Origin of the sequence: Streptomyces sp. NPDC052773, from assembly GCF_044547145.1 — a bacterium.
Taxonomy (GTDB): Bacteria; Actinomycetota; Actinomycetes; order Streptomycetales; family Streptomycetaceae; genus Streptomyces.
Genome location: NZ_JBITZX010000015.1, coordinates 106,339 through 126,353, shown reverse-complemented (window position 1 = coordinate 126,353; position 20,015 = coordinate 106,339). Strand labels below are relative to the sequence as shown.

The 20,015-nt window shown below is 73.0% G+C and carries 14 protein-coding genes and 1 riboswitch; of the genes, 5 read left to right on the top strand and 9 right to left on the bottom strand.

Annotated features, from left to right (window positions below):
* Positions 1-50: 50 nt before the first annotated feature.
* The 3 genes from ACIG0D_RS28360 to ACIG0D_RS28350 all read right to left on the bottom strand — a co-directional run bounded on the left by ACIG0D_RS28360 (position 51) and on the right by ACIG0D_RS28350 (position 4,798).
* Positions 51-1,247 (bottom strand): alkaline phosphatase family protein, encoded by a 1,197-nt coding sequence (locus ACIG0D_RS28360; RefSeq protein ID WP_399806272.1) that lies wholly within the window; start codon positions 1,245-1,247, stop codon positions 51-53.
* Positions 1,247-1,843: a DUF5998 family protein gene (locus ACIG0D_RS28355; RefSeq protein WP_365763280.1), complete on the bottom strand. Its 597-nt coding sequence runs from the start codon at positions 1,841-1,843 to the stop codon at positions 1,247-1,249. The genes ACIG0D_RS28360 and ACIG0D_RS28355 overlap by 1 nt, the downstream gene beginning before the upstream one ends.
* Before the next feature lie 144 nt (positions 1,844-1,987).
* Positions 1,988-4,798, bottom strand: a complete 2,811-nt coding sequence (locus ACIG0D_RS28350; protein WP_399806270.1) for a GNAT family N-acetyltransferase — start codon at positions 4,796-4,798, stop codon at positions 1,988-1,990.
* Positions 4,799-4,976: 178 nt separating this feature from the next.
* On the opposite strand from ACIG0D_RS28350, the gene ACIG0D_RS28345 reads away from it, so the two are divergent.
* The gene (locus ACIG0D_RS28345; RefSeq protein ID WP_365763238.1) at positions 4,977-5,258 is read left to right on the top strand and encodes an HPr family phosphocarrier protein; all 282 of its coding nucleotides are present in this window, start codon (positions 4,977-4,979) and stop codon (positions 5,256-5,258) included.
* A 208-nt stretch (positions 5,259-5,466) separates the two neighbouring features.
* Here the strand turns inward: ACIG0D_RS28345 and ACIG0D_RS28340 are convergent, their stop codons facing one another.
* The 4 genes from ACIG0D_RS28340 to ACIG0D_RS28325 form a co-directional block, all read right to left on the bottom strand.
* On the bottom strand, positions 5,467-6,162 hold the full coding sequence (locus ACIG0D_RS28340) for a GntR family transcriptional regulator (RefSeq protein ID WP_399806267.1): 696 nt from the start codon (positions 6,160-6,162) through the stop codon (positions 5,467-5,469).
* A 225-nt stretch (positions 6,163-6,387) separates the two neighbouring features.
* Positions 6,388-7,152 (bottom strand): M23 family metallopeptidase, encoded by a 765-nt coding sequence (locus tag ACIG0D_RS28335; RefSeq protein ID WP_399806265.1) that lies wholly within the window; start codon positions 7,150-7,152, stop codon positions 6,388-6,390.
* 12 nt (positions 7,153-7,164) lie between these two features.
* Positions 7,165-7,332: riboswitch (cyclic di-AMP (ydaO/yuaA leader) on the bottom strand.
* A 225-nt stretch (positions 7,333-7,557) separates the two neighbouring features.
* Positions 7,558-8,946 (bottom strand): M16 family metallopeptidase, encoded by a 1,389-nt coding sequence (locus ACIG0D_RS28330; RefSeq protein ID WP_399806263.1) that lies wholly within the window; start codon positions 8,944-8,946, stop codon positions 7,558-7,560.
* Complete coding sequence (locus ACIG0D_RS28325; RefSeq protein ID WP_399806261.1) at positions 8,943-10,337, bottom strand: M16 family metallopeptidase; 1,395 nt, start codon at positions 10,335-10,337, stop codon at positions 8,943-8,945. The genes ACIG0D_RS28330 and ACIG0D_RS28325 overlap by 4 nt, the downstream gene beginning before the upstream one ends.
* Before the next feature lie 379 nt (positions 10,338-10,716).
* Between ACIG0D_RS28325 and ACIG0D_RS28320 the strand changes: the two genes are divergently transcribed.
* The gene (locus ACIG0D_RS28320; protein ID WP_399806259.1) at positions 10,717-13,173 is read left to right on the top strand and encodes a DNA topoisomerase (ATP-hydrolyzing) subunit A; all 2,457 of its coding nucleotides are present in this window, start codon (positions 10,717-10,719) and stop codon (positions 13,171-13,173) included.
* A 48-nt stretch (positions 13,174-13,221) separates the two neighbouring features.
* On the opposite strand, the gene ACIG0D_RS28315 is transcribed toward ACIG0D_RS28320, so the two are convergent.
* A complete protein-coding gene (locus tag ACIG0D_RS28315) occupies positions 13,222-14,439 on the bottom strand; it encodes a GTP-binding protein (protein ID WP_399806257.1) in 1,218 nt (405 codons plus the stop codon).
* A gap of 231 nt (positions 14,440-14,670) precedes the next feature.
* Between ACIG0D_RS28315 and ACIG0D_RS28310 the strand changes: the two genes are divergently transcribed.
* The 3 genes from ACIG0D_RS28310 to ACIG0D_RS28300 all read left to right on the top strand — a co-directional run bounded on the left by ACIG0D_RS28310 (position 14,671) and on the right by ACIG0D_RS28300 (position 18,261).
* The gene (locus ACIG0D_RS28310; protein WP_399806255.1) at positions 14,671-15,630 is read left to right on the top strand and encodes a sucrase ferredoxin; all 960 of its coding nucleotides are present in this window, start codon (positions 14,671-14,673) and stop codon (positions 15,628-15,630) included.
* A 184-nt stretch (positions 15,631-15,814) separates the two neighbouring features.
* On the top strand, positions 15,815-17,584 hold the full coding sequence (locus ACIG0D_RS28305) for an ATP-binding protein (protein WP_399806253.1): 1,770 nt from the start codon (positions 15,815-15,817) through the stop codon (positions 17,582-17,584).
* Positions 17,581-18,261 carry a response regulator gene (locus ACIG0D_RS28300; RefSeq protein WP_399806251.1) on the top strand — a complete coding sequence of 227 codons (681 nt, stop codon included), beginning with the start codon at positions 17,581-17,583 and terminating at the stop codon, positions 18,259-18,261. The genes ACIG0D_RS28305 and ACIG0D_RS28300 overlap by 4 nt, the downstream gene beginning before the upstream one ends.
* A 90-nt stretch (positions 18,262-18,351) precedes the next feature.
* Here ACIG0D_RS28300 and ACIG0D_RS28295 read toward each other — a convergent pair whose 3' ends face one another.
* On the bottom strand, positions 18,352-19,887 hold the full coding sequence (locus ACIG0D_RS28295) for a cation acetate symporter (RefSeq protein WP_399806401.1): 1,536 nt from the start codon (positions 19,885-19,887) through the stop codon (positions 18,352-18,354).
* Positions 19,888-20,015 lie beyond the last annotated feature (128 nt).

Sequence of the window (20,015 nt, the reverse complement as noted above, 5' to 3'; positions counted from 1 at the left end):
GGGAGGGTGAGCACCTTTCGGCGAAATCGTCATGGTGGGGCCTCAGCGCGTCAGGAACGTACTTCGAGCAGCGGGACCAGCTGCTCGGCCGGGGTCAGCGAGCCGTGATTGCCGACCATCGCCGACTCGTTGGGTTCCCGCTCGGAGGCGATGATCAGAACGTCGTCCCGCGCGGCGGCGACGACGTCGCCGATACGTGCGTACACCCGTTCGTCGACCCGCGGCCCGAACCAGCCGGCGGCGATCGCCTCGTCGCGCGAGGCCACCCAGAACTGCTCGCCGAGCACTTCCCGCCAGCAGGTCAGGACGTCGTTCTCGGCGCCAGGGACCGCGTAGACGTGCCGGGCGCGGCCCTCGCCGCCCAGCAGGGCGACGCCGGCGCGCAGCTCCCAGTCCTCGTCGAAGTCGATGCGGTGCTGCTCGTCGAAGGGCACGTCGACCATGCCGTGGTCGGCCGTGACGTACAGCGCGCTGCGCGGCGGAAGCTGCTCGGCCAGGCGCTGGACCAGGCGGTCGACGTACATGAGCTGGCCGCGCCAGGTGTCGGAGTCGACGCCGAAGCGGTGGCCGGCGCCGTCGACCTCGGAGTAGTACGTGTAGACCAGGCTGCGGTCCCCGGCGGCCAGCTGCTCGGCGGCGAGGTCCATGCGCTCCTCGCCGGAGAGCCGGCCGTGGAAGGTGCCGCCGCTGAGCGCGACCCGGGTCAGCGGGGTGTTCGCGAAGGCCGGGGAGGAGACCTGCGCGGCGTGCACCCCCGCGCGGTCGGCGAGGTCGAAGACGGTGGGGTACGGCTGCCAGGCGCCCGGCTCGGTCCACGGCTGCCAGCGCAGCTGGTTCATCAGCGCGCCGGTGGCCGGGTCGCGGACGGTGTAGCCGGGCAGGCCGTGGGCGCCCGGCGGCAGCCCGGTGCCGACGGAGGCCAGCGAGGTGGCCGTGGTCGCCGGGTAGCCGGTGGTCAGCGGGCGGCCGGTGCCGCCGCGGGACGTGGCGAGGAGAGAGGTGAGGAACGGCGCCTCGTCCGGGTGGGCCTTCAGCTGCTCCCAGCCGAGCCCGTCGATCAGGAAGACGCAGTTCCGGTCGGCGGGGGTCAGCTCGGGGATGGCGGCGGTCGTCCCGGGCACGCCCATGCCCGCGGCCAGCGTGGGCAGCAGGTCGGCGAGGGAGCCCTTGCCGTACTCGGGCAGGGGGGCGGAGTCGACGGCGAGGGGTTCCGGATGAGGGTCCCAGGCGGCGGGCGGCTGCACCATCAGCGCGTCGGGTCCGCGGTCGCCTCGGAGATGGCCTGCGCGAAGGCGAGCGCCTGGCGCACGGTCTCCGGGCCGTCCCCGGCCTCGCTGACGCGCAGGCTGAGGTCGTCCGCCGTCGAGCTGCCGGTGTAGCCGTGGTCGGCGTCGCAGTTCGGGTCGCCGCAGGCGGCGGGCTCCAGGTCGATCCGGGAGACGGCGCCCCAGCCGATGGTGAGCACCACCTCGCGCGGGAGGGTGCCCGGCGTGTACGCCTCCGGGTTGGACACCACGCGGCTGACCACGACGGACGAGATCCGGCCGAGCTTCACCGACTCCGTGGAGGTGGTGGCGTACGGCGTCGGGGAGGTGTTGTCGGCGGCCTGCTCGTCGGTGTGGCTGACGATGAAGCGGGTATCGGTGAGCACGAGCACGGTGACGTGGCGGCGGACCTCGTTCTGGTCGAACGTCGTCTCCTGGTGGACCAGGTACGACCGGATGGGCTCGCCGCCCACGGCGGCCTCCACCGCCTCGGCCACGAGGGCCGGGTAGTAGCCGCTGCGCTCGATCGCCGCACGCAGCCCCTGGGTCGTCGTACTGGTCTTGGCCATGCCGTCCATCCTACGGTGGCGCACTGACTGCGAGGCACCGCTCGGCGGGCTCCGGGGCGGTCGGAAACGTCTCGGTTCAGCGTCCCGGCAGGTCCCGGTGCGGCGTCCCGGCAGGTCCCGGTGCGGCGTCTGTGCCGGTCCCGGTACGGCGTCTCAGTAAGCGGGCAGGGTCCGGGGGCCCAGGTCGTCGCGGGCGGGGGGCGGGGCCAACCGTACGGAGGCGCCCAGCACGCTCAGGCCCTCGGTGGCGACGACGACCGGTTCCAGCGTGACGGCGACCACCTCGGGATGGTCGTCGACCAGCCGGGAGACCCGCAGCAGCAGCTCCTCCAGGGCCGGGGTGTCGACCGGCGCCGAGCCGCGCCAGCCGAACAGGAGCGGGGCCGTCCGGATGGAGCGGACCAGGGAGGTCGCCTCGCGGTCGGTGACCGGAATGAGCCGGTGCGCCATGTCGCCGAGCAGCTGCGAGGCCGCCCCGGCGAGGCCGAAGGAGAGCACCGCTCCGGCGGCGGGGTCGATCACGGCCCGGACGACGGTGTCCACCCCGCGCGGTGCCATGCCCTGCACCACCGGGCGCAGCTCCTCGGGCGTCCCGAACAGCCCGGTCAACTCGGCGTACGCCCGTCGCAGTTGCTCCTCGTCGGCGAGGTCGAGGCGTACGCCGCCCAGGTCCGCGCGGTGCCGCAGGTGCGGGGCGGTGGCCTTGAGGGCGACCGGGTAGCCGAGGGCGCGGGCGGCGGCGACGGCGTCCTCGGGGGTGGGGGCGGGCAGGGCGCGGCGGACCTGGATGCCGTAGCGGCCGAGCAGCTCGCAGGTCTCCTCGGTGCCGAGGGTGAGGCCCTGTCCGCGCGTGAGGAGGGAGTCGATCTGCCGGGCGGCGCCCTTCTCGTCGATGTCCTCGTACTCGGGCACCTTGCCGGGGTCGGCGGCCTCGCGGCGCCACCGCGCGTACTTGACCACCTCGGCGAGGGCGCGGACGGCGCGTTCGGCGGCGGGGTACGCGGGGATGAGGCGGGTGGCGCCGGGGGCCTGGGCGGCCGGCCCCGGTTCCGGGGCGGCGTCCGGTGCGGTGGTGCCGGGTGTGGCGGTACGCGCGCGGGGGGCCGTGCTGGTGGCGGCCGACAGGGCCTCCGCGAGGCCGCCGAGTTCCACGTGCACGACCAGCACCGGCTTGGACGGCGCCCGCTCGGCGGCGGAGCGCAGTGCCTCGGCCAGCGCGGCGTCCCCGGCGGACTCCTCGCCGATCGCCGGTATCGCCGTGACCACGACGGCGTCGCAGGTGTCGTCGGCCAGCGCGCGGGAGAGCGCCGCGCGGAAGTCCTCCGGGCCGGCCTCGGTCGTCAGGTCCAGGGGCGGTGTGGGCCGCAGGCCCTCGGAGAGGCACGCGTCGTAGGTGAGCACGCCCAGGGACTCGGAGTTGCCGAGGATCGCCACGCGCGGGCCGCGCGGCAGCGGCTGGCGGGCGAGCAGGAGCCCGGTGTCGACCAACTCGGTGATGGTGTTCACGCGGATCACGCCGGCCTGGCGCAGCAGCGCGGACACGGTGGCGTGCGGCAGCCGGGTGGCGCGGACCGCGTGCCCTTGGGGGGCGGATCCGGCGCTCTGGACCACGACGAGGGGCTTGGCCGCCGCCGTGCGGCGTGCCAGGCGGGTGAACTTGCGGGGGTTGCCGATGGACTCCAGGTACATGAGGACGACGTCGGTGTCCGGGTCGTCGTACCAGTACTGGAGGACGTCGTTGCCGGAGACGTCCGCGCGGTTGCCGGACGAGACGAAGGTGGACACGCCGGTGACCCCCGTGACCCCGCCGCCGCGCCGGTGGAGGCGGGAGAGCAGGGCGATGCCGATGGCGCCGGACTGGGCGAACAGGCCGATGCGTCCGGGCCGGGGCGGTTCGGGGGCGAGGGAGGCGTTGAGCCGGACGTCCTGGGAGTTGTTGACGATGCCGAAGGCGTTCGGCCCGATGATCCGCATGCCGTACGCGCGCGCGTGCCGGACGAGGGCGCGCTGGCGCTCGCGTCCCTCGGGGCCGCTCTCGGCGTATCCGGCGGAGATCACGACGAGCCCCTGGACGCCGTGCTCGCCGCACTCGGTGACGACCTCGGGGACGTGCTCGGCGGGGACGGCGACGACCGCGAGGTCGACGGGCCCGTCGATGTCGCGCACCGAGCGGTACGCCGGCACCCCGTCCAGTTCCTTCTGCCCGTCGGGCAGGGCGCGGTTCACCGCGTAGAGGCGGCCGGTGAAGCCCGCGTCGCGGATGTTGCCGAGCACGGAGCGGCCCACCCCGCCGGGGGTGCGGCCCGCGCCGACGACGGCGACCGAGCCGGGGGCGAGCAGCCGCTGCACGGACCGGGCCTCGGCGCGCTGTTCGCGCGCGTACTGCACGGCCAGGGAGCGATCGGTGGGTTCGAGGTCCAGCTCCAAGCGGACGACGCCGTCCTCGAAGCTGCGCTTCTGGGTGTACCCGGCGTCCGTGAACACCTTGATCATCTTGGTGTTGGCGGGGAGCACCTCGGCGGCGAAGCGGCGGATGCCGCGCTCGCGGGCGACGGCGGCGATGTGTTCGAGGAGGGCGGAGGCGACACCGCGGCCCTGGTGGGCGTCCTGCACCAGGAAGGCGACCTCGGCCTCGTCGGCGGGTGCGGAGGCGGGCAGTCCGTTGGCGCCGATGCGGTCGTAGCGTACGGTGGCGATGAACTCGCCGCCGATCGTGGCCGCGAGTCCCACCCGGTCCACAAAGTCGTGGTGCGTGAAGCGGTGGACGTCCTTCGTGGACAGGCGCGGGTAGGGCGCGAAGAAGCGGTAGTACTTCGACTCGTCCGAGACCTGCTCGTAGAAGCTGACCAGGCGCTCGGCGTCGTCAACGGTGATGGGGCGGATGCGCGCGGTGCCGCCGTCGCGCAGCACCACGTCGGCTTCCCAGTGGGCGGGGTACTCGTGCCGGTCCGACGAGGTCTGCATGGGCCCCAGAGTACGGCTCGCGTCCGACAACGGCGCGGGGCAGTCTGTGAGGACGGAAGCACGGACCGAGGCCGCGGTCCGGCGTCACCCGGTGGAGGGGACACGTCCGCTCCGGGAGCATGCTTCGCGATATGGGAAACTGGTCTAGACAACCCTGAACACCGAAGGGCAGCAACACATGGCTGAGCGCCGCGTCAACGTCGGCTGGGCCGAGGGCCTTCACGCCCGCCCCGCCTCCATCTTCGTCCGAGCCGCCACGGCCGCAGGCGTCCCGGTGACGATCTCCAAGGCCGGTGGCAACCCGGTCAACGCGGCCTCCATGCTGGCCGTTCTCGGCCTGGGCGCCCAGGGCGGCGAGGAGATCGTCCTCGCCTCCGACGCCGAGGGCGCGGACGCCGCTCTCGACCGCCTGGCCAAGCTGGTCGCCGAGGGTCTCGAGGAGCTCCCCGAGACCGTCTGACGCTCGCGCGGCAGTCACGTGGAAACGCGTCACCGCGTCGCCCTTTCGGGGCGGCGCGGTTTCGCTTTTCCCGGGATGAATGCGAGGGCCCTCTGGTGAATTCCGGGCAGGCGTCCGGCGCGCGCACGGTCAATTACCGGCACGCCGAAAAAGGGCAGGGAAAATCCGCCGCCCATCGAATAACCGTTCTTTGTATACGGTGCCCGTGTTAATGCCGCAGGCCCGAGATGTTTACGGCGTGTTGCGAATTCCTCACACGCTCCGGGCGCTCCCCGCCCGGGCCGAACCGCAGCCGGTGCGCCGCGCTCGCGCGCTCGGTGTGCAGCGCGGTGATCGCCCGCGCGCGTTCGCTGTCGCCGCGCGCGACGGCGTCGACGATCGCCCCGTGCTCCGCCCAGGCCTCCACCGGGCCGGCCGGCGCCTCGACCGTGTACATCCAGGCGATCTTGTGCCGCAGCTGGGTCAGCGTCGAGGTGAGCGCGGGGCTGCCGGAGGCCTGCGCCAGCGTCTCGTGGAACCAGCCGCCCAGGGAGCGCAGGTCGTCGCTGTGGCCGCGGCGGGCGCGCTCCTGGCCCAGCCTTACCAGGCCGCGCAGCACCTTCAGGTGGGCCTCGGTGCGCCGCTGCGCCGCACGGGAGGCGCCCAGCGGCTCCAGCAACAGCCGCATCTCCAGCAGGTCGGCGGCCTCCTGCTCGGTCGGTTCGGCGACGCACGCGCCCGCGTGGCGCCGGGTCACGACGAAGCCCTCGGCCTCCAGCGTGCGCAGGGCCTCCCGGACGGGGACGCGCGAGACGCCGTAGCGGCGGGCGAGCAGTTCCTCGGTGAGCCGGCTGCCGCGCTCGTAGACACCCGCGACGATGTCGTCCCGGATCGCCGTACACACCGAGTGCGCCGGAATACGCATGACCGACCTCCGCCTTAATCCCCGTGAAACGTCGACGATTGACGTGTGTTCAGCGACTCTATTGCAATGGGGCGGAATTTCCGATGGCGGGCCGGAATCCATGGATATTTTTTGGACAAGGGGGCGGCCGAAACGCCGAAAGCCCCGGCGCGGGCCGGGGCTCGGAGACTCCTGAGGGGCTGGGAGACGTCCTGCGGGGCTCGGAGACGTCCCGCGGGGGCTGGGTCAGATGTTCACGCCGTGCGCGCGCAGGTATGCGACCGGGTCGATGTCGGAGCCGTACTCCTGGCTCGTGCGGGCCTCGAAGTGCAGGTGCGGGCCGGTGACGTTGCCGGTGGCGCCGGACAGGCCGATCTGCTGGCCCGGGGTCACCGTCTGGCCGACGGAGACACCGATGGAGGACAGGTGGCCGTACTGGGTGTACGTGCCGTCGTGCATCCGGATGACCACCTGGTTGCCGTACGCCCCGCCCCAGCCGGCCTCGACGACCGTGCCGGCGCCGACCGCGTGGACGGAGGTGCCGGTCGCGGCGTGGAAGTCGACACCGGTGTGGCTGCCGGAGGACCACAGGGAGCTGCCGGCCTGGTAGCCGGTGGAGACGTAGGAGCCGGTGATCGGCATCACGAAGGTGTTCAGGCGCTTGCGCTCGGCCTCGCGGGCGGCGCGCTCCTGCTCCTCGCGGGCCTTGCGGGCCTCCTCCTCGGCGCGCTTCTTCGCGGCGGCCACGGCCTTCTCCTCGGCGGCGGCCCGCTCGGCGGCCTGCTGCTGTGCGGCGGCCTGGGCGTCGATCTGGTCGGCGACCTCGTCGCCGATGGTGAGGACCGGCAGCAGGCCGGTCTGCTCGGCGGCGGCCTCCGCGGCGAGCGCGGGGCTCGCCAGGGTGCCGATGACGCCGGTGGTGGTGAGTGCCGCGACACCCGCCGCGCGGGCGGTGGAGCGCTGCATCCGGCTGGGACGACGATGCTTCCCGGTGGCGCGCGTGAACGCCATGAAGTGGCTGGTCCTTTCCTTCCCTCTCGCCTACCGGGTTAGCTGACGGGTTCGGAGCAGGAAGGTCTCCTACGGACCCCCTCGCGGGCTGCGCGGGCGTCCGATTCACCCCAGGGACTTGATGGTTGGGTCCCCGGCTCCCCTGGCTCGCGCCGTACGGGGACTCGGCGATGGCTGTCCGGTGCCGCGGGTGCGGCGCACTGCCTGACGAACAGCCCGGACGACGCTAAGACGACCGGCTTTCAAAGCCCAAACGGATGCGGGTTTTTGTAGCGCATCCCACAGGTCAGACAGGCAACCTCCGCCCCAATTCGGACATGAAGGGGCCCTGGCGACGCATCGGTCACCAGGGCCCCTCCGCGCGGATGTGCCGCAGCGCTCGGCGTGGGTGTGCCGCCCGGGCGTCTACTCGGCGGCCACGACGGTGACTTCGCCGATGCCCAGAGCCTCCACGGGCTCCTTGATCTGCGCCGCGTCACCGACGAGGACGGTCACGAGACGGTCCACCGGGAAGGCGTTGACCACCGCGGCGGTGGCCTCGACCGTGCCGGTCGCGGCCAGCTGCCGGTACAGCGTCGCCTGGTAGTCGTCGGGCAGGTGCTGCTCGACCTGGTCGGCCAGCGTGCTCGCGACGGCCGCCGCCGTCTCGTACTTCAGCGGTGCCACGCCGACCAGGTTCTGCACGGCGACGTCCCGCTCGGCGTCGGTCAGGCCCTCCGCGGCGAGCGTGCGCAGCACCGTCCACAGGTCCTTCAGGGCGGGGCCGGTGTTCGGGGTGTCCACCGAGCCGCTGATGGCGAGCATCGAGGCGCCCGTGCCGTCCGGGGCGGACCGCAGGACCTGGCCGAACGCCCGCACGCCGTACGTGTAGCCCTTCTCCTCGCGCAGGACGCGGTCCAGGCGGGAGGTGAGGGTGCCGCCGAGGCAGTAGGTGCCGAGCACCTGGGCGGGCCACACGCGGTCGTGCCGGTCGGGACCGATACGGCCGATGAGCAGCTGCGTCTGGACGGCGCCGGGGCGGTCGACGATGACCACGCGCCCGGTGTCGTCGGCGGTGACCGGCGGCACGGGGCGGGGCTGGGCCGGGGAACCGGTCCAGGAGCCGAGGGTGTCGCCGAGGAGGGCGTCCAGGTCGATGCCGGTGAGGTCGCCGACCACCACGGCGGTGGCCGTGCCCGGACGGACGTGCCGCTCGTAGAAGGAGCGCACGGCCGCCGAGTCGATCTTCGCGACCGTCTCCTCGGTGCCCTGGCGCGGACGCGACATGCGCGAGGTCGCCGGGAACAGCTGCCGGGACAGCTCCTTGGCGGCCCGCCGGGACGGGTTGGCCAGCTCGTGCGGGATCTCGTCCAGGCGGTTGCGCACCAGCCGCTCGACCTCGCTGTCCGCGAAGGCGGGAGCCCGCAGGGCGTCGGCGACCAGCCCGAGGCCCTTCTCCAGGCGGGAGGCCGGGACCTCGAGGCTGAGCCGTACGCCCGGGTGGTCGGCGTGCGCGTCGAGGGTGGCGCCGCAGCGCTCCAGCTCGGCGGCGAACTCCTCCGCGGAGTGCTTGTCGGTGCCCTCGGAGAAGGCACGCGCCATGATCGTGGCGACGCCGTCCAGGCCGGCGGGCTCGGCATCCAGCGGCGCGTCGAGCAGGACCTCGACGGCGACGACCTTCTGGCCGGGGCGGTGGCAGCGCAGCACCGTCAGGCCGTTGTCGAGGGTCCCGCGCGTGGGGGCCGGGAACGCCCACGGCCTGGCCTCGCCCGGCTGCGGCTGGGGGTGGAACTCCATGGTGGTCAGCTCGGTCACTTCGCCGCCTCCTCGTGGGCGTCGGCGGCTTCCACGGTCGCCGCGGATTCCGGGTCCTCGGTGCCCTCGACTTGCTCGGGCTGCTCGGGGGTGATCGGCTCGTAGACGAGCACCGCGCGGTTGTCGGGCCGCAGGCGGGCCTTGGCGATCTCCTGGACCTCCTCGGGCGTCACCTCCAGCACACGCTGCACGGCGGTGAGGGCGAGCTGCGGGTCGCCGAACAGCACGGCGTACCGGCACAGTTCGTCGGCGCGGCCCGCTACCGTGCCGAGCCGGTCCAGCCACTCGCGCTCCAACTGGGCCTGGGCGCGCTCCATCTCCTCGGCCGTGGGGCCCTCCTCGGCGAACCGGGCCAGCTCCTCGTCGATGGCGGTCTCGATGACCGGCACCTCCACGTCGCCGGAGGTCTTCACGTCCAACCAGCCCAGGGAGGGCGCCCCGGCCAGCCGCAGCAGCCCGAAGCCGGCCGCGACGGCCGTACGGTCCCGGCGGACCAGCCGGTTGTACAGGCGGGAGGACTCGCCGCCGCCGAGAATGGTCAGCGCCAGGTCGGCCGCGTCGCACGCGCGCGTGCCGTCGTGCGGGAGGCGGTAGGCGGCCATCAGGGCGCGCGCGGGGACCTCCTCCTCGACGACCTCGCGCAGCTGCTCGCCGATGATGTCGGGCAGCGTTCCGTCGCGCGGGGCGGGCTTGCCGTCGTGGGACGGGATGGAGCCGAAGTACTTCTCGATCCACGCGAGGGTCTGCTCGGGGTCGATGTCGCCGACCACCGAGAGGACCGCGTTGTTCGGCGCGTAGTAGGTGCGGAAGAACTCCCGCGCGTCCTCCAGGGTCGCCGCGTCCAGGTCGGCCATCGAGCCGATCGGCGTGTGGTGGTAGGGGTGGCCCTCCGGGTAGGCGAGGGCGGTCAGCTTCTCGAAGGCGGTGCCGTAGGGGACGTTGTCGTAGCGCTGGCGGCGCTCGTTCTTGACGACGTCCCGCTGGTTCTCCATGGACTCCTCGTCCAGGGCGGCCAGCAGGGAGCCCATGCGGTCGGCTTCCAGCCAGAGGGCGAGCTCCAGCTGGTGGGCGGGCATGGTCTCGAAGTAGTTGGTGCGCTCGAAGCTGGTGGTGCCGTTGAGCGAACCGCCGGCGCCCTGCACCAGCTCGAAGTGGCCATTGCCCTTCACCTGGGCGGAACCCTGGAACATCAGGTGCTCGAAAAGGTGAGCCAGGCCCGTACGTCCCTTGACCTCGTGGCGGGAGCCGACGTCGTACCAGAGGCACACCGCCGCGACCGGGGTCAGGTGGTCCTCGGAGAGCACCACGCGCAGGCCGTTGGCCAGGCGGTGCTCGGTCGCTTTCAGGCCGCCGGAGCCTGCCTCGGCTGTGGCCGTGTGACCCATGGGCATGTACGTCCCTTCGATCGCGGATGCGGTGGCTGAGACCGCTCTGTTCGTGCCGGTCCTGCCACTGTATGCAAGCGTGCGGACGGTCCGCGAAGTTCCCGGACGCCGTACGCCGAGAGCGAGAACGGGGTTACCCGGCGCGAGGGCGTAGCCTGCGGGCAGCGGGCCGGGCGGCCGACGGGCGTAGCCTGCGCGCAGCGGGTCAGGCGGGGGACGGGCGTAACCTGCGCCCAGCAGGCCGGGCGGCAGGCGGGGCGTAACCTGCGCGCAGCGGGGGGCCGGGCGGCCGACGCCGGGTCCCGCTCCGCGTTGTCAGTGCCGCGGTCCACAATGGTCCGCGTCAGATCCCGTTCACCACGCTTCAGCAAGGAGCCAGGCAGCGATGGCCCGCCGCAGCACGAAGACCCCGCCGCCCGACGACTCGTACGAGGAGCGGATCCTCGACATCGACGTCGTCGACGAGATGCAGGGCTCCTTCCTCGAGTACGCGTACTCGGTCATCTACTCCCGAGCCCTGCCGGACGCCCGCGACGGCCTGAAGCCGGTGCACCGCCGGATCGTCTACCAGATGAACGAGATGGGCCTGCGCCCGGAGCGCGGCTATGTGAAGTGCGCCCGCGTGGTCGGCGAGGTCATGGGCAAGCTGCACCCGCACGGCGACGCGTCGATCTACGACGCGCTGGTGCGCATGGCGCAGCCCTTCTCGATGCGCGTGCCGCTGGTGGACGGCCACGGCAACTTCGGCTCGCTCGGCAACGACGACCCGCCGGCCGCCATGCGGTACACCGAGTGCCGGATGGCCGCGGCCACGGGCCTGATGACCGAGTCCATCGACGAGGACACGGTCGACTTCGCCCCGAACTACGACGGCCAGGAGCAGGAGCCGGTCGCCCTGCCCGCCGCCTTCCCGAACCTGCTGGTGAACGGCGCCTCCGGCATCGCGGTCGGCATGGCCACCAACATGCCGCCGCACAACCTGAGCGAGGTCATCGCGGCGGCCCGCCACCTGATCCGGCACCCGAACGCCGATCTCGACGCCCTGATGAAGCACGTCCCCGGCCCCGACCTGCCCACCGGCGGCCGGATCGTCGGCCTGTCCGGCATCCGCGACGCGTACGAGACGGGCCGCGGCACCTTCAAGATGCGCGCGACGGTCTCCATCGAGAACGTCACGGCCCGCCGCAAGGGCCTGGTCGTCACCGAGCTGCCCTTCACGGTCGGCCCGGAGAAGGTCATCGCCAAGATCAAGGACCTGGTCGGCTCGAAGAAGCTCCAGGGCATCGCCGACGTCAAGGACCTCACCGACCGTGAGCACGGGCTGCGCCTGGTCATCGAGATCAAGAACGGCTTCGTGCCCGAGGCGGTCCTGGAGCAGCTGTACAAGCTGACGCCGATGGAGGAGTCCTTCGGCATCAACAACGTCGCGCTGGTGGACGGCCAGCCGCTGACGCTGGGCCTGAAGGAGCTGCTGGAGGTCTACCTCGACCACCGCTTCGAGGTCGTGCGCCGCCGCTCGGAGTTCCGCCGCGGCAAGCGCCGCGACCGTCTCCACCTGGTCGAGGGCCTGCTGACGGCGCTGGTCGACATCGACGAGGTCATCCGGCTGATCCGCTCCAGCGAGAACTCGGCGCAGGCCAAGGAGCGCCTGATGGAGCGCTTCTCGCTGAGCGAGACGCAGACCCAGTACATCCTCGACACCCCGCTGCGCCGGCTCACCAAGTACGACCGGATCGAGCTGGAGGCGGAGAAGGAGCGGCTCAACGCCGAGATCGAGGAGCTGACCCGGATCCTGGAGTCGGACGCGGAGCTGCGCAAGCTGGTCTCCTCGGAACTGGCCGCCGTCGCCAAGAAGTTCGGCACCCCGCGGCGGACCGTTCTGCTGGAGTCCGCGGCCACCTCGGTCGCCACCGTGCCGCTGCAGGTCGCGGACGACCCGTGCCGGGTGCTGCTGTCCTCGACCGGTCTGCTGGCCCGGACGGCGAACGCGGAGCCGTTCGCCGAGGACGCCGACGGCAAGCGCGCCAAGCACGACGTGATCGTCTCCGCGGTGCCGGCCACGGCCCGCGGCGAGGTGGGCGCGGTGACCTCGTACGGCCGGCTGCTGCGGATCAACGTCGTCGACCTGCCCCAGCTGCCGGACACCGCGACGGCGCCCACCCTCTCGGGCGGCGCGCCGCTGGCGGAGTTCGTGTCCCTGGAGGACGACGAGACGGTGGTCTGCCTGACCACGCTCGACGAGTCCTCCCCCGGCCTCGCGCTCGGCACGGAACAGGGCGTCGTCAAGCGGGTCGTGCCGGACTACCCCGCCAACAAGGAGGAGCTGGAGGTGATCACCCTCAAGGAGGGTGACCGGATCGTCGGCGCGGTGGAACTGCGCACCGGTGAGGAGGACCTGGTCTTCATCACGGACGACGCCCAGCTGCTGCGCTACCAGGCGTCCCAGGTCCGCCCGCAGGGCCGGCCGGCGGGCGGTATGACCGGCATCAAGCTCGCCGAGGGCGCCAAGGTCATCTCGTTCACGGCGGTGGACCCGGCGTCGGACGCGCTCGTCTTCACGGTGGCCGGCTCCCGCGGCACGCTGGACGACTCCGTCCAGACGACCGCCAAGCTGACCCCCTTCGACCAGTACCCGCGCAAGGGCCGCGCCACCGGCGGCGTCCGCTGCCAGCGGTTCCTGAAGGGCGAGGACTGCCTGTCCTTCGCCTGGGCGGGCCCCGCCCCGGCCCGCGCCGCCCAGAAGAACGGCTCCCCGGCGGAGCTCCCCGAACTCGACCCGCGCCGCGACGGCTCGGGTGTGTCCCTGCCGAAGACGATCGGGGCGGTGGCCGGGCCGGTGTAGGCGGCTGGGGCAGTGACCGGGGGCTCCTGACCCAGTGCTGGGGCTGGGCTAGGGCTCCTGGTCGTGGTCCGGCTCGGACTCCGGGTCGACTCCCGGCTCCAGGTCCGGATCGAACACCGGCTCGGGCTCCGGATCGTCGGCCGGCTCGAACCCTGCCTCGGGTCCCGGCTCGTCCGGGTCCTGGACGTAGCGCAGGACGCCCCACATGCCGTGCTCGTCGGCGGTGTGCGGGGCGTCGCTCCTGCACGCCTCCAGTTCCTTGCCGAGGAGCGTGGTGTCGATGCCGGAGCCGATGAGGACGAGCTGGGTCAGCCGCTCGGCGCCGGGCTCCCAGGGCTCCGGGTAGAACCGCAGGAAGCGTCCGACGGCGTGGACGGCGTAGCGGCTGCCGGGGTCGTGGGCGCCGAAGTCGACGTAGCCCTTGATCCGGTAGAGCCCCTCCGGCCGGCTGTCGAGGAATCGCATCAGCCGCCGGGGGTCGACGGGTCGGTCGGAGACGAAGGACAGGCTGTCGTAGCCGCTGTGGAGATGTCCGGCGTGGCCGTGGGCGTCGCCGTCCGGACCGGAGTGCGCGTCGTCGCGCGCGTCCCCGTGCAGGTCGTCATGCAGCTCGTCGTGCAGGTCGTCGAAGGACAGCTGCCCGATGCGCTCCTCGCTCGGCCGGCAGTCGAACAGGAACTCCGGGTCGATCCGCCCGTAGGCGGCGGGGACGACGGCGGCCCGGTCGGTGAGGCCGCGGACCAGGCCGAGGACGCGTTCGGCGTCCGGTGTCCGGTCGAGCTTGTTGACCACGACCAGGTCGGCGAGGGCGAGGTGCCGGTCGATCTCGGGATGCCTGGCGCGGGTCGCGTCGAACTCCGCCGCGTCGACGACCTCGACCAGACCGCCGTAGACCACGCGCCGGTTCTCGCTCGCGAGCACCATGCGGACCAGTTCCTGCGGCTCGGCGAGCCCGCTCGCCTCGATCACGATGACGTCGATGCCGGTCTCCGGGCGGGCGAGCCGGTCGAGGTAGACGTCCAGTTCGCTCGCGTCGACCGCGCAGCACAGGCATCCGTTGCCGAGCGAGACGGTGGAGTCGCCGAGCGCGCCGGCCACCGCCATGGCGTCGATCTCGATGGCGCCGAAGTCGTTCACGATGGCGCCGATCCGGCTGCCTCCGCTGCGGTGCAGCAGGTGGTTGAGCAGGGTCGTCTTGCCGGAGCCCAGGAATCCGGCGAGGACGACGACCGGGATCTGATGCTGCGGCCTCGGGCTCTGCCCCAACGTGCGACCTCTCTGACACCGAAGCGCGCGCCGGCTCGCGACCCGGCGCGCAGACGAGCACGGACTGCGGCCCTCGGAAGGACCGCGGCCCTCAGAATACGAGCCGCACCGAGCCCGCCGATCCGATCCGCTCGCGGTCAACCCCCTAGCTGGGCGTCGCAAACCCCTGCAGAGCAGGACAACGGTGCGGCCGGAAGTCATCGTGCGCCAAGTCAGGTTAGGCTCACCTCTGTGAGTACGTGCGCGACCGTCTCCCGGAGCCTCGGCGAGCCGATTTCCGGTACCGCGGCCACTGCCAGGACCTGGCTGCTGCTCGAGCAGCCGGGCCCGTGGGGTGCCAGAGCGCTCACTTCGAGCCATCTGGACCCCGCGCTGGGCCGCGCCCTGGAAGCCGCCGCCAAGCACACCGGCGTGCGCATCGCGCTCATCCGCCGCCCCGGCCGCCACGCGGACCCCCGTACACCCGCCGTACGCCGGGTGTACGCGGCCCACACCGCCCCCGGCAACGCCTGGCTGCACACCGCCACGACCGCCGACCCCCGGCAGCTCCTGGACCTGGACTTCGCGGCCCTCGGCCGGGGCGATCACCACAGCTTCGGCACCGTGCTCCAGGGACGGCCCCACACCGGCGCCCCGCTCGCCCTCGTCTGCACCAACGGCAAGCGCGACCGCTGCTGCGCCCTGCTGGGCCGCCCCCTCGCCGCCGAGCTGGCCGCGTCCGGTGTGGAGGGCGTCTGGGAGGTCACCCATCTGGGCGGTCACCGCTTCTCGCCGACGCTGCTCGTCCTGCCGTACGGCTACGCCTACGGCCGGGCCGAGGCCCACAGCGTCAGAGCGGTCCTGCACGCCGTCCGGGAGGGCCGGATCGTCGTCGACGGGTGCCGGGGCAGCTCCGCGTGGGAGCGGCCCGGCCAGGCGGCCGAGCTGGCCGTGCGGACGCACGTGCGCGAGTACGCGGCGGACGCGTTGAGCGTCGTACGGACCGAGAACGCCGTACGGACCGACGGCGCCGCCCCGCGCTGGGAGGTGACCGTCGCCCACGTGGACGGCCGCTGCTGGCGCGTCCTCGTCGCCCAGGGGGCGTCCGAGCCGCCCCGCCCCGAGAGCTGCGGCACCTCGGTCCTGGGTGCCCCCGCGCGGATGGACGTCCTGGCGGTGCGCGAGCTGACTCCGGCGGCCCTGGCGGGCTGAGGCCCGCGCGGCGTCGTCCGCGATCACTCGTCCCGCGCGGGACCCCGCTTGAGTTTTTTAGCTCCGCGCGGACCCCCGTTACGGCCGGCCCGCGCGGACCGTGCCGAACCCGGCCACGGCACCCGGGGAGATCCCCGCCACTCCCCCTACGGCGGAGCGCCGCCGTCCACGTACCGTCATGGGTATGAGCCCCACGCCCCCCGTCCGCCGTCTGCGTCTCGGCCTGCCGCGCCGGATGTTCTCGCAGGTGCTGCTGATGCAGGTGGCGATCGCCGCGGGAGTCGCGGTGCTCGCGACCGGGCTGTTCCTCGCGCCGCTCGGCGACCAGCTGGACGACCAGGCGATGCGGCGCGCGCTGGCGATCGCGCAGACCACCGCGGCCCGGCCGCAGCTCGCCGAGGACGTCGTCGGCACCCCGCCGAGCCCGGACGGGCCCGTGCAGCGGGAGGCGGAGCGGATCCGGGAGGCCACCAGGGCCGAATACGTCGTGATCATGGACACGCGCGGGGTGCGCTGGTCGCACACCGAGCCCGCGGAGATCGGTCGGCACGTCTCGACCGACCCCAGCCAGGCGCTCGCGGGCGAGGAGGTCATGGAGATCGACGAGGGCACCCTGGGCCGCTCCGCGCGGGGCAAGGTGCCGCTGCGGGACAAGGACGGCACGATCGTCGGGGCGGTGTCGGTCGGTATCGCCTACGACAGTGTCCGGGCGCGGCTGATCCACGCGATCCCGGAGCTGCTCGCGTACGCCGGCGGCGCCCTGGCCGTGGGCGCGCTGGCCGCCTGGCTGATCTCCCGCCGGGTGCAGCGCCAGACCCGCGACCTCGCCTTCTCCGACATCGCGGCCCTGCTGGCGGAGCGGGAGGCCATGCTGCATGGTATCCGGGAGGGGGTCGTCGCCCTGGACCGCACCGGGCGGGTCCGGCTGCTCAACGACGAGGCGCAGCGCCTGCTCGGCATCGGTGACGAGGCCGTGGGCCGCTCCCCCGACGAGGCGCTGGGCGTGGGCCGTACCGCCGATGTACTGGCCGGCCGGGTGACCGGCACGGATCTGCTCACCGTGCGCGGGCAGCGGGTGCTCGTCGCGAACCGGATGCCCACCGGTGACGGGGGTGCCGTCGCCACCCTGCGCGACCGCACCGAGCTGGAGCAGCTGGGGCGCGAACTGGACTCCACGCGCGGTCTGATCGACGCCCTGCGCGCCCAGGACCACGAACACGCCAACCGGATGCACACCCTCCTCGGCCTGCTCGAACTGGAGATGTACGACGACGCGGTGGAGTTCGTCGGCGAGGTGGTCGGCGATCACCGGGCCACGGCCGAGCAGATCACCGAGAAGATCGAGGACCCGCTGCTCTCCGCCCTGCTGGTCGGCAAGGCGACCGTCGCGGCCGAGCGCGGGGTCGCGCTGCGGCTCTCCGGCCGCACCCGGCTGCCGGACCGGCTGGTCGACGCCCGGGGGCTGGTCACGATCGTCGGGAACCTGGTCGACAACGCGCTGGACGCCGTGGCGGCCACCCCGCACGCGCGCGTGGAGGTCGAGTTGCAGGCCGAGGGCCGCACCGCCGTGCTCGCGGTACGCGACACGGGGCCGGGCATTCCCGAGGAGCAGCGCGAGCTGGTCTTCACCGAGGGCTGGTCCACGAAGGAGCCCCCCGCCCACCGCAAGCGCGGTATCGGGCTGTCCCTGGTGCGCCGGCTGGCCGAGCGGCAGGGCGGCACCGTGACGGTGGGCGAGGCGCCCGGCGGGGGCGCGGAGTTCACCGTCGTCCTGCCCGAGGCGCTGGCCGAGCCCGAGCTCGAGTCCGATCCCGATCCCGAGTCCGGGCCGGAGGCCGGGCCCGCCCGGGGCCTGCCGGGCTCGGACACCGCCCCGACCGCCACTACCGTGCGGTCCGCCGTGCAGCCTGCCGCGCCGTCCGCCGCGCGGTCCGCCGAGGAGGAGACGCGATGATCGAGGTCCTGGTCGTGGACGACGACACCAGGGTCGCCCGGGTGAACGCCGCCTACGTCGAGAAGGTGCCGGGCTTCCACGTCGCCGGCGAGGCGCACCAGGCGGCGGAGGCGCTGCGGCTGCTGGAGACGCTGCCGCACGTGGACCTCGTCCTCATGGACCACTATCTGCCCGACGGGACGGGCCTGGCGGTGGTGCAGGAGATGCGCCGGCGCGGCCACCAGACCGACGTGATCATGGTGACGGCCGCCCGGGACGTGTCGACGGTGCAGGCGGCGATGCGGCACGGCGCGCTGCAGTACCTGGTCAAGCCGTTCGCCTTCGCGGGCCTGCGCGCCAAGCTGGAGGCGTACGCGCAGCTGCGCCGCACCCTCGACGGCGGCGGTGAGGCGGAGCAGTCCGAGGTGGACCGTATCTTCGGCGCGCTGTCCGCGCCTTCGGAGCCGGACCTGCCGAAGGGGCACTCCCCCACCACGGCCGAGCTGGTGCGGCAGTGCCTGATGAACGCCGACGGGCCGCTGTCGGCCCAGGAGATCGCCGAGCGCACGGGGGTGAGCCGGCAGACCGCCCAGCGCTATCTGAAGCTCCTGGAGCGCACGGGACGGGCCACGCTGACCCTGAAGTACGGCGACGCGGGCCGCCCGGAACACCGTTACGTGTGGGCGACCCGCGCCTGAGGCCCGGCCCCTGGGGCGGGGGAAGGGCCGTGCCCCTGCCTTGGGTACGGATACGGTCCGTGGTCTTCTCGACGGCCGCCGCAAGTGGTGCTACGCCGCTCCCGCCCCCGTCAGCGACCGCACCTCCGTCTCCGCGTGCCTGGCCCGGTCCGGTTCCTCGGCCGAGGTGACGGTGCCGAGCCAGCCGGCGAGGAAGCCCAGCGGGATGGAGACGAGGCCCGGGTTCTGCAGCGGGAAGTACTGGAAGTCGAGGTGCGGGAAGAGCGCGTCGGGGCTGCCGGACGCCACGGGTGACAGCAGCACCAGCGCCACGGCTGGGATCAGCCCGCCGTAGACGGCCCAGACGGCGCCCCGGGTGGTGAAGCCCCGCCAGAACAGCGTGTAGAGCAGCACCGGAAGGTTCGCGGACGCGGCGACGGCGAAGGCGAGGCCGACCAGGAAGGCGACGTTGAGGTCGCGGGCGAGCAGCCCGAGGGTGATCGCGACCGCGCCGATGCCGACCGCCGCGACCCGCGCGACGGCCACCTCGCTGCGCGGATCGGCCATCTCACTGCGCGGCTCGGCCACTTCGCTGCGTGGCTCGGGCACCTCACTGCGCGGCCCCGCCACCTCACTGCGCGGCTCCGGCCGCTTGCGGCGCAGCGAGGCGTACAGGTCGTGGGCGACGGACGCCGAGGAGGCGAGCGTGATCCCGGCGACGACGGCGAGGATCGTGGCGAAGGCGACGGCGGCGACGATCGCGAAGAGAACCGTTCCGCCAGTGGAGTCGGCGCCGCCGCCCAGGTCGAGCGCCAGCAGCGGAACGGCCGTGTTACCGGCCGCGTTCGAGCCACGTACGGCGTCCGGCCCCACAATGGCGGCGGCGCCGAAGCCGAGGACGATCGTCATCAGGTAGAAGCCGCCGATGAGCCCGATCGACCAGACCACCGAGCGCCGGGCCGCGCGGGCCGTGGGCACGGTGTAGAAGCGGGACAGGATGTGCGGCAGCCCGGCGGTGCCCAGCACGAGCGCGAGTCCGAGGCTGATGAAGTCGAGGCGCGCGGTCCAGTCCCCGCCGTACTTCAGACCGGGCGCCAGGAAGGACGCGCCGTGGCCGCTGCGGTCCGCCGCGGTGCGCAGCAGTCGGTCGAAGTCGCCGTGGAAGCGGATCAGCACGAGCACGGTCAGGGTGATCGCCCCGCCCATGAGCAGGACCGCCTTCACGATCTGGATCCAGGTGGTGGCCCGCATCCCTCCCCACGTCACATAGATGACCATCAGCGCGCCGACGCCGATCACCGTCCACGCCTGCGCCGCCTCGCTCGTCCCGCCCAGCAGCAGCGCGACCAGGCTGCCCGCCCCGACCATCTGCGCCACCAGATACAGAACGGACACGGTGACCGAGGAAGTTCCCGCCGCGATCCGCACCGGCCGCTCCCGCATCCGCGCGGCGACCACGTCGGCGAGGGTGAACCGGCCGCAGTTGCGCACCAGTTCGGCGACCAGGAAGAGGACCACCAGCCAGGCCACCAGGAAGCCCACGGAGTACAGCAGTCCGTCGTAGCCGTAGAGCGCGATGAGGCCGGAGATGCCGAGGAAGGAGGCGGCGGACATGTAGTCGCCGGCGATGGCAAAACCATTCTCCATCGGTGAGAACAGGCGCCCGCCCGCGTAGAACTCCTCCGCCGAGCCGTGCCGGTCGCGGCTCACCCAGGTGGTGATCGCGAGGGTCACGGCGACGAACCCGCTGAACAGCGCCAGGGCCAGCGTCTGAT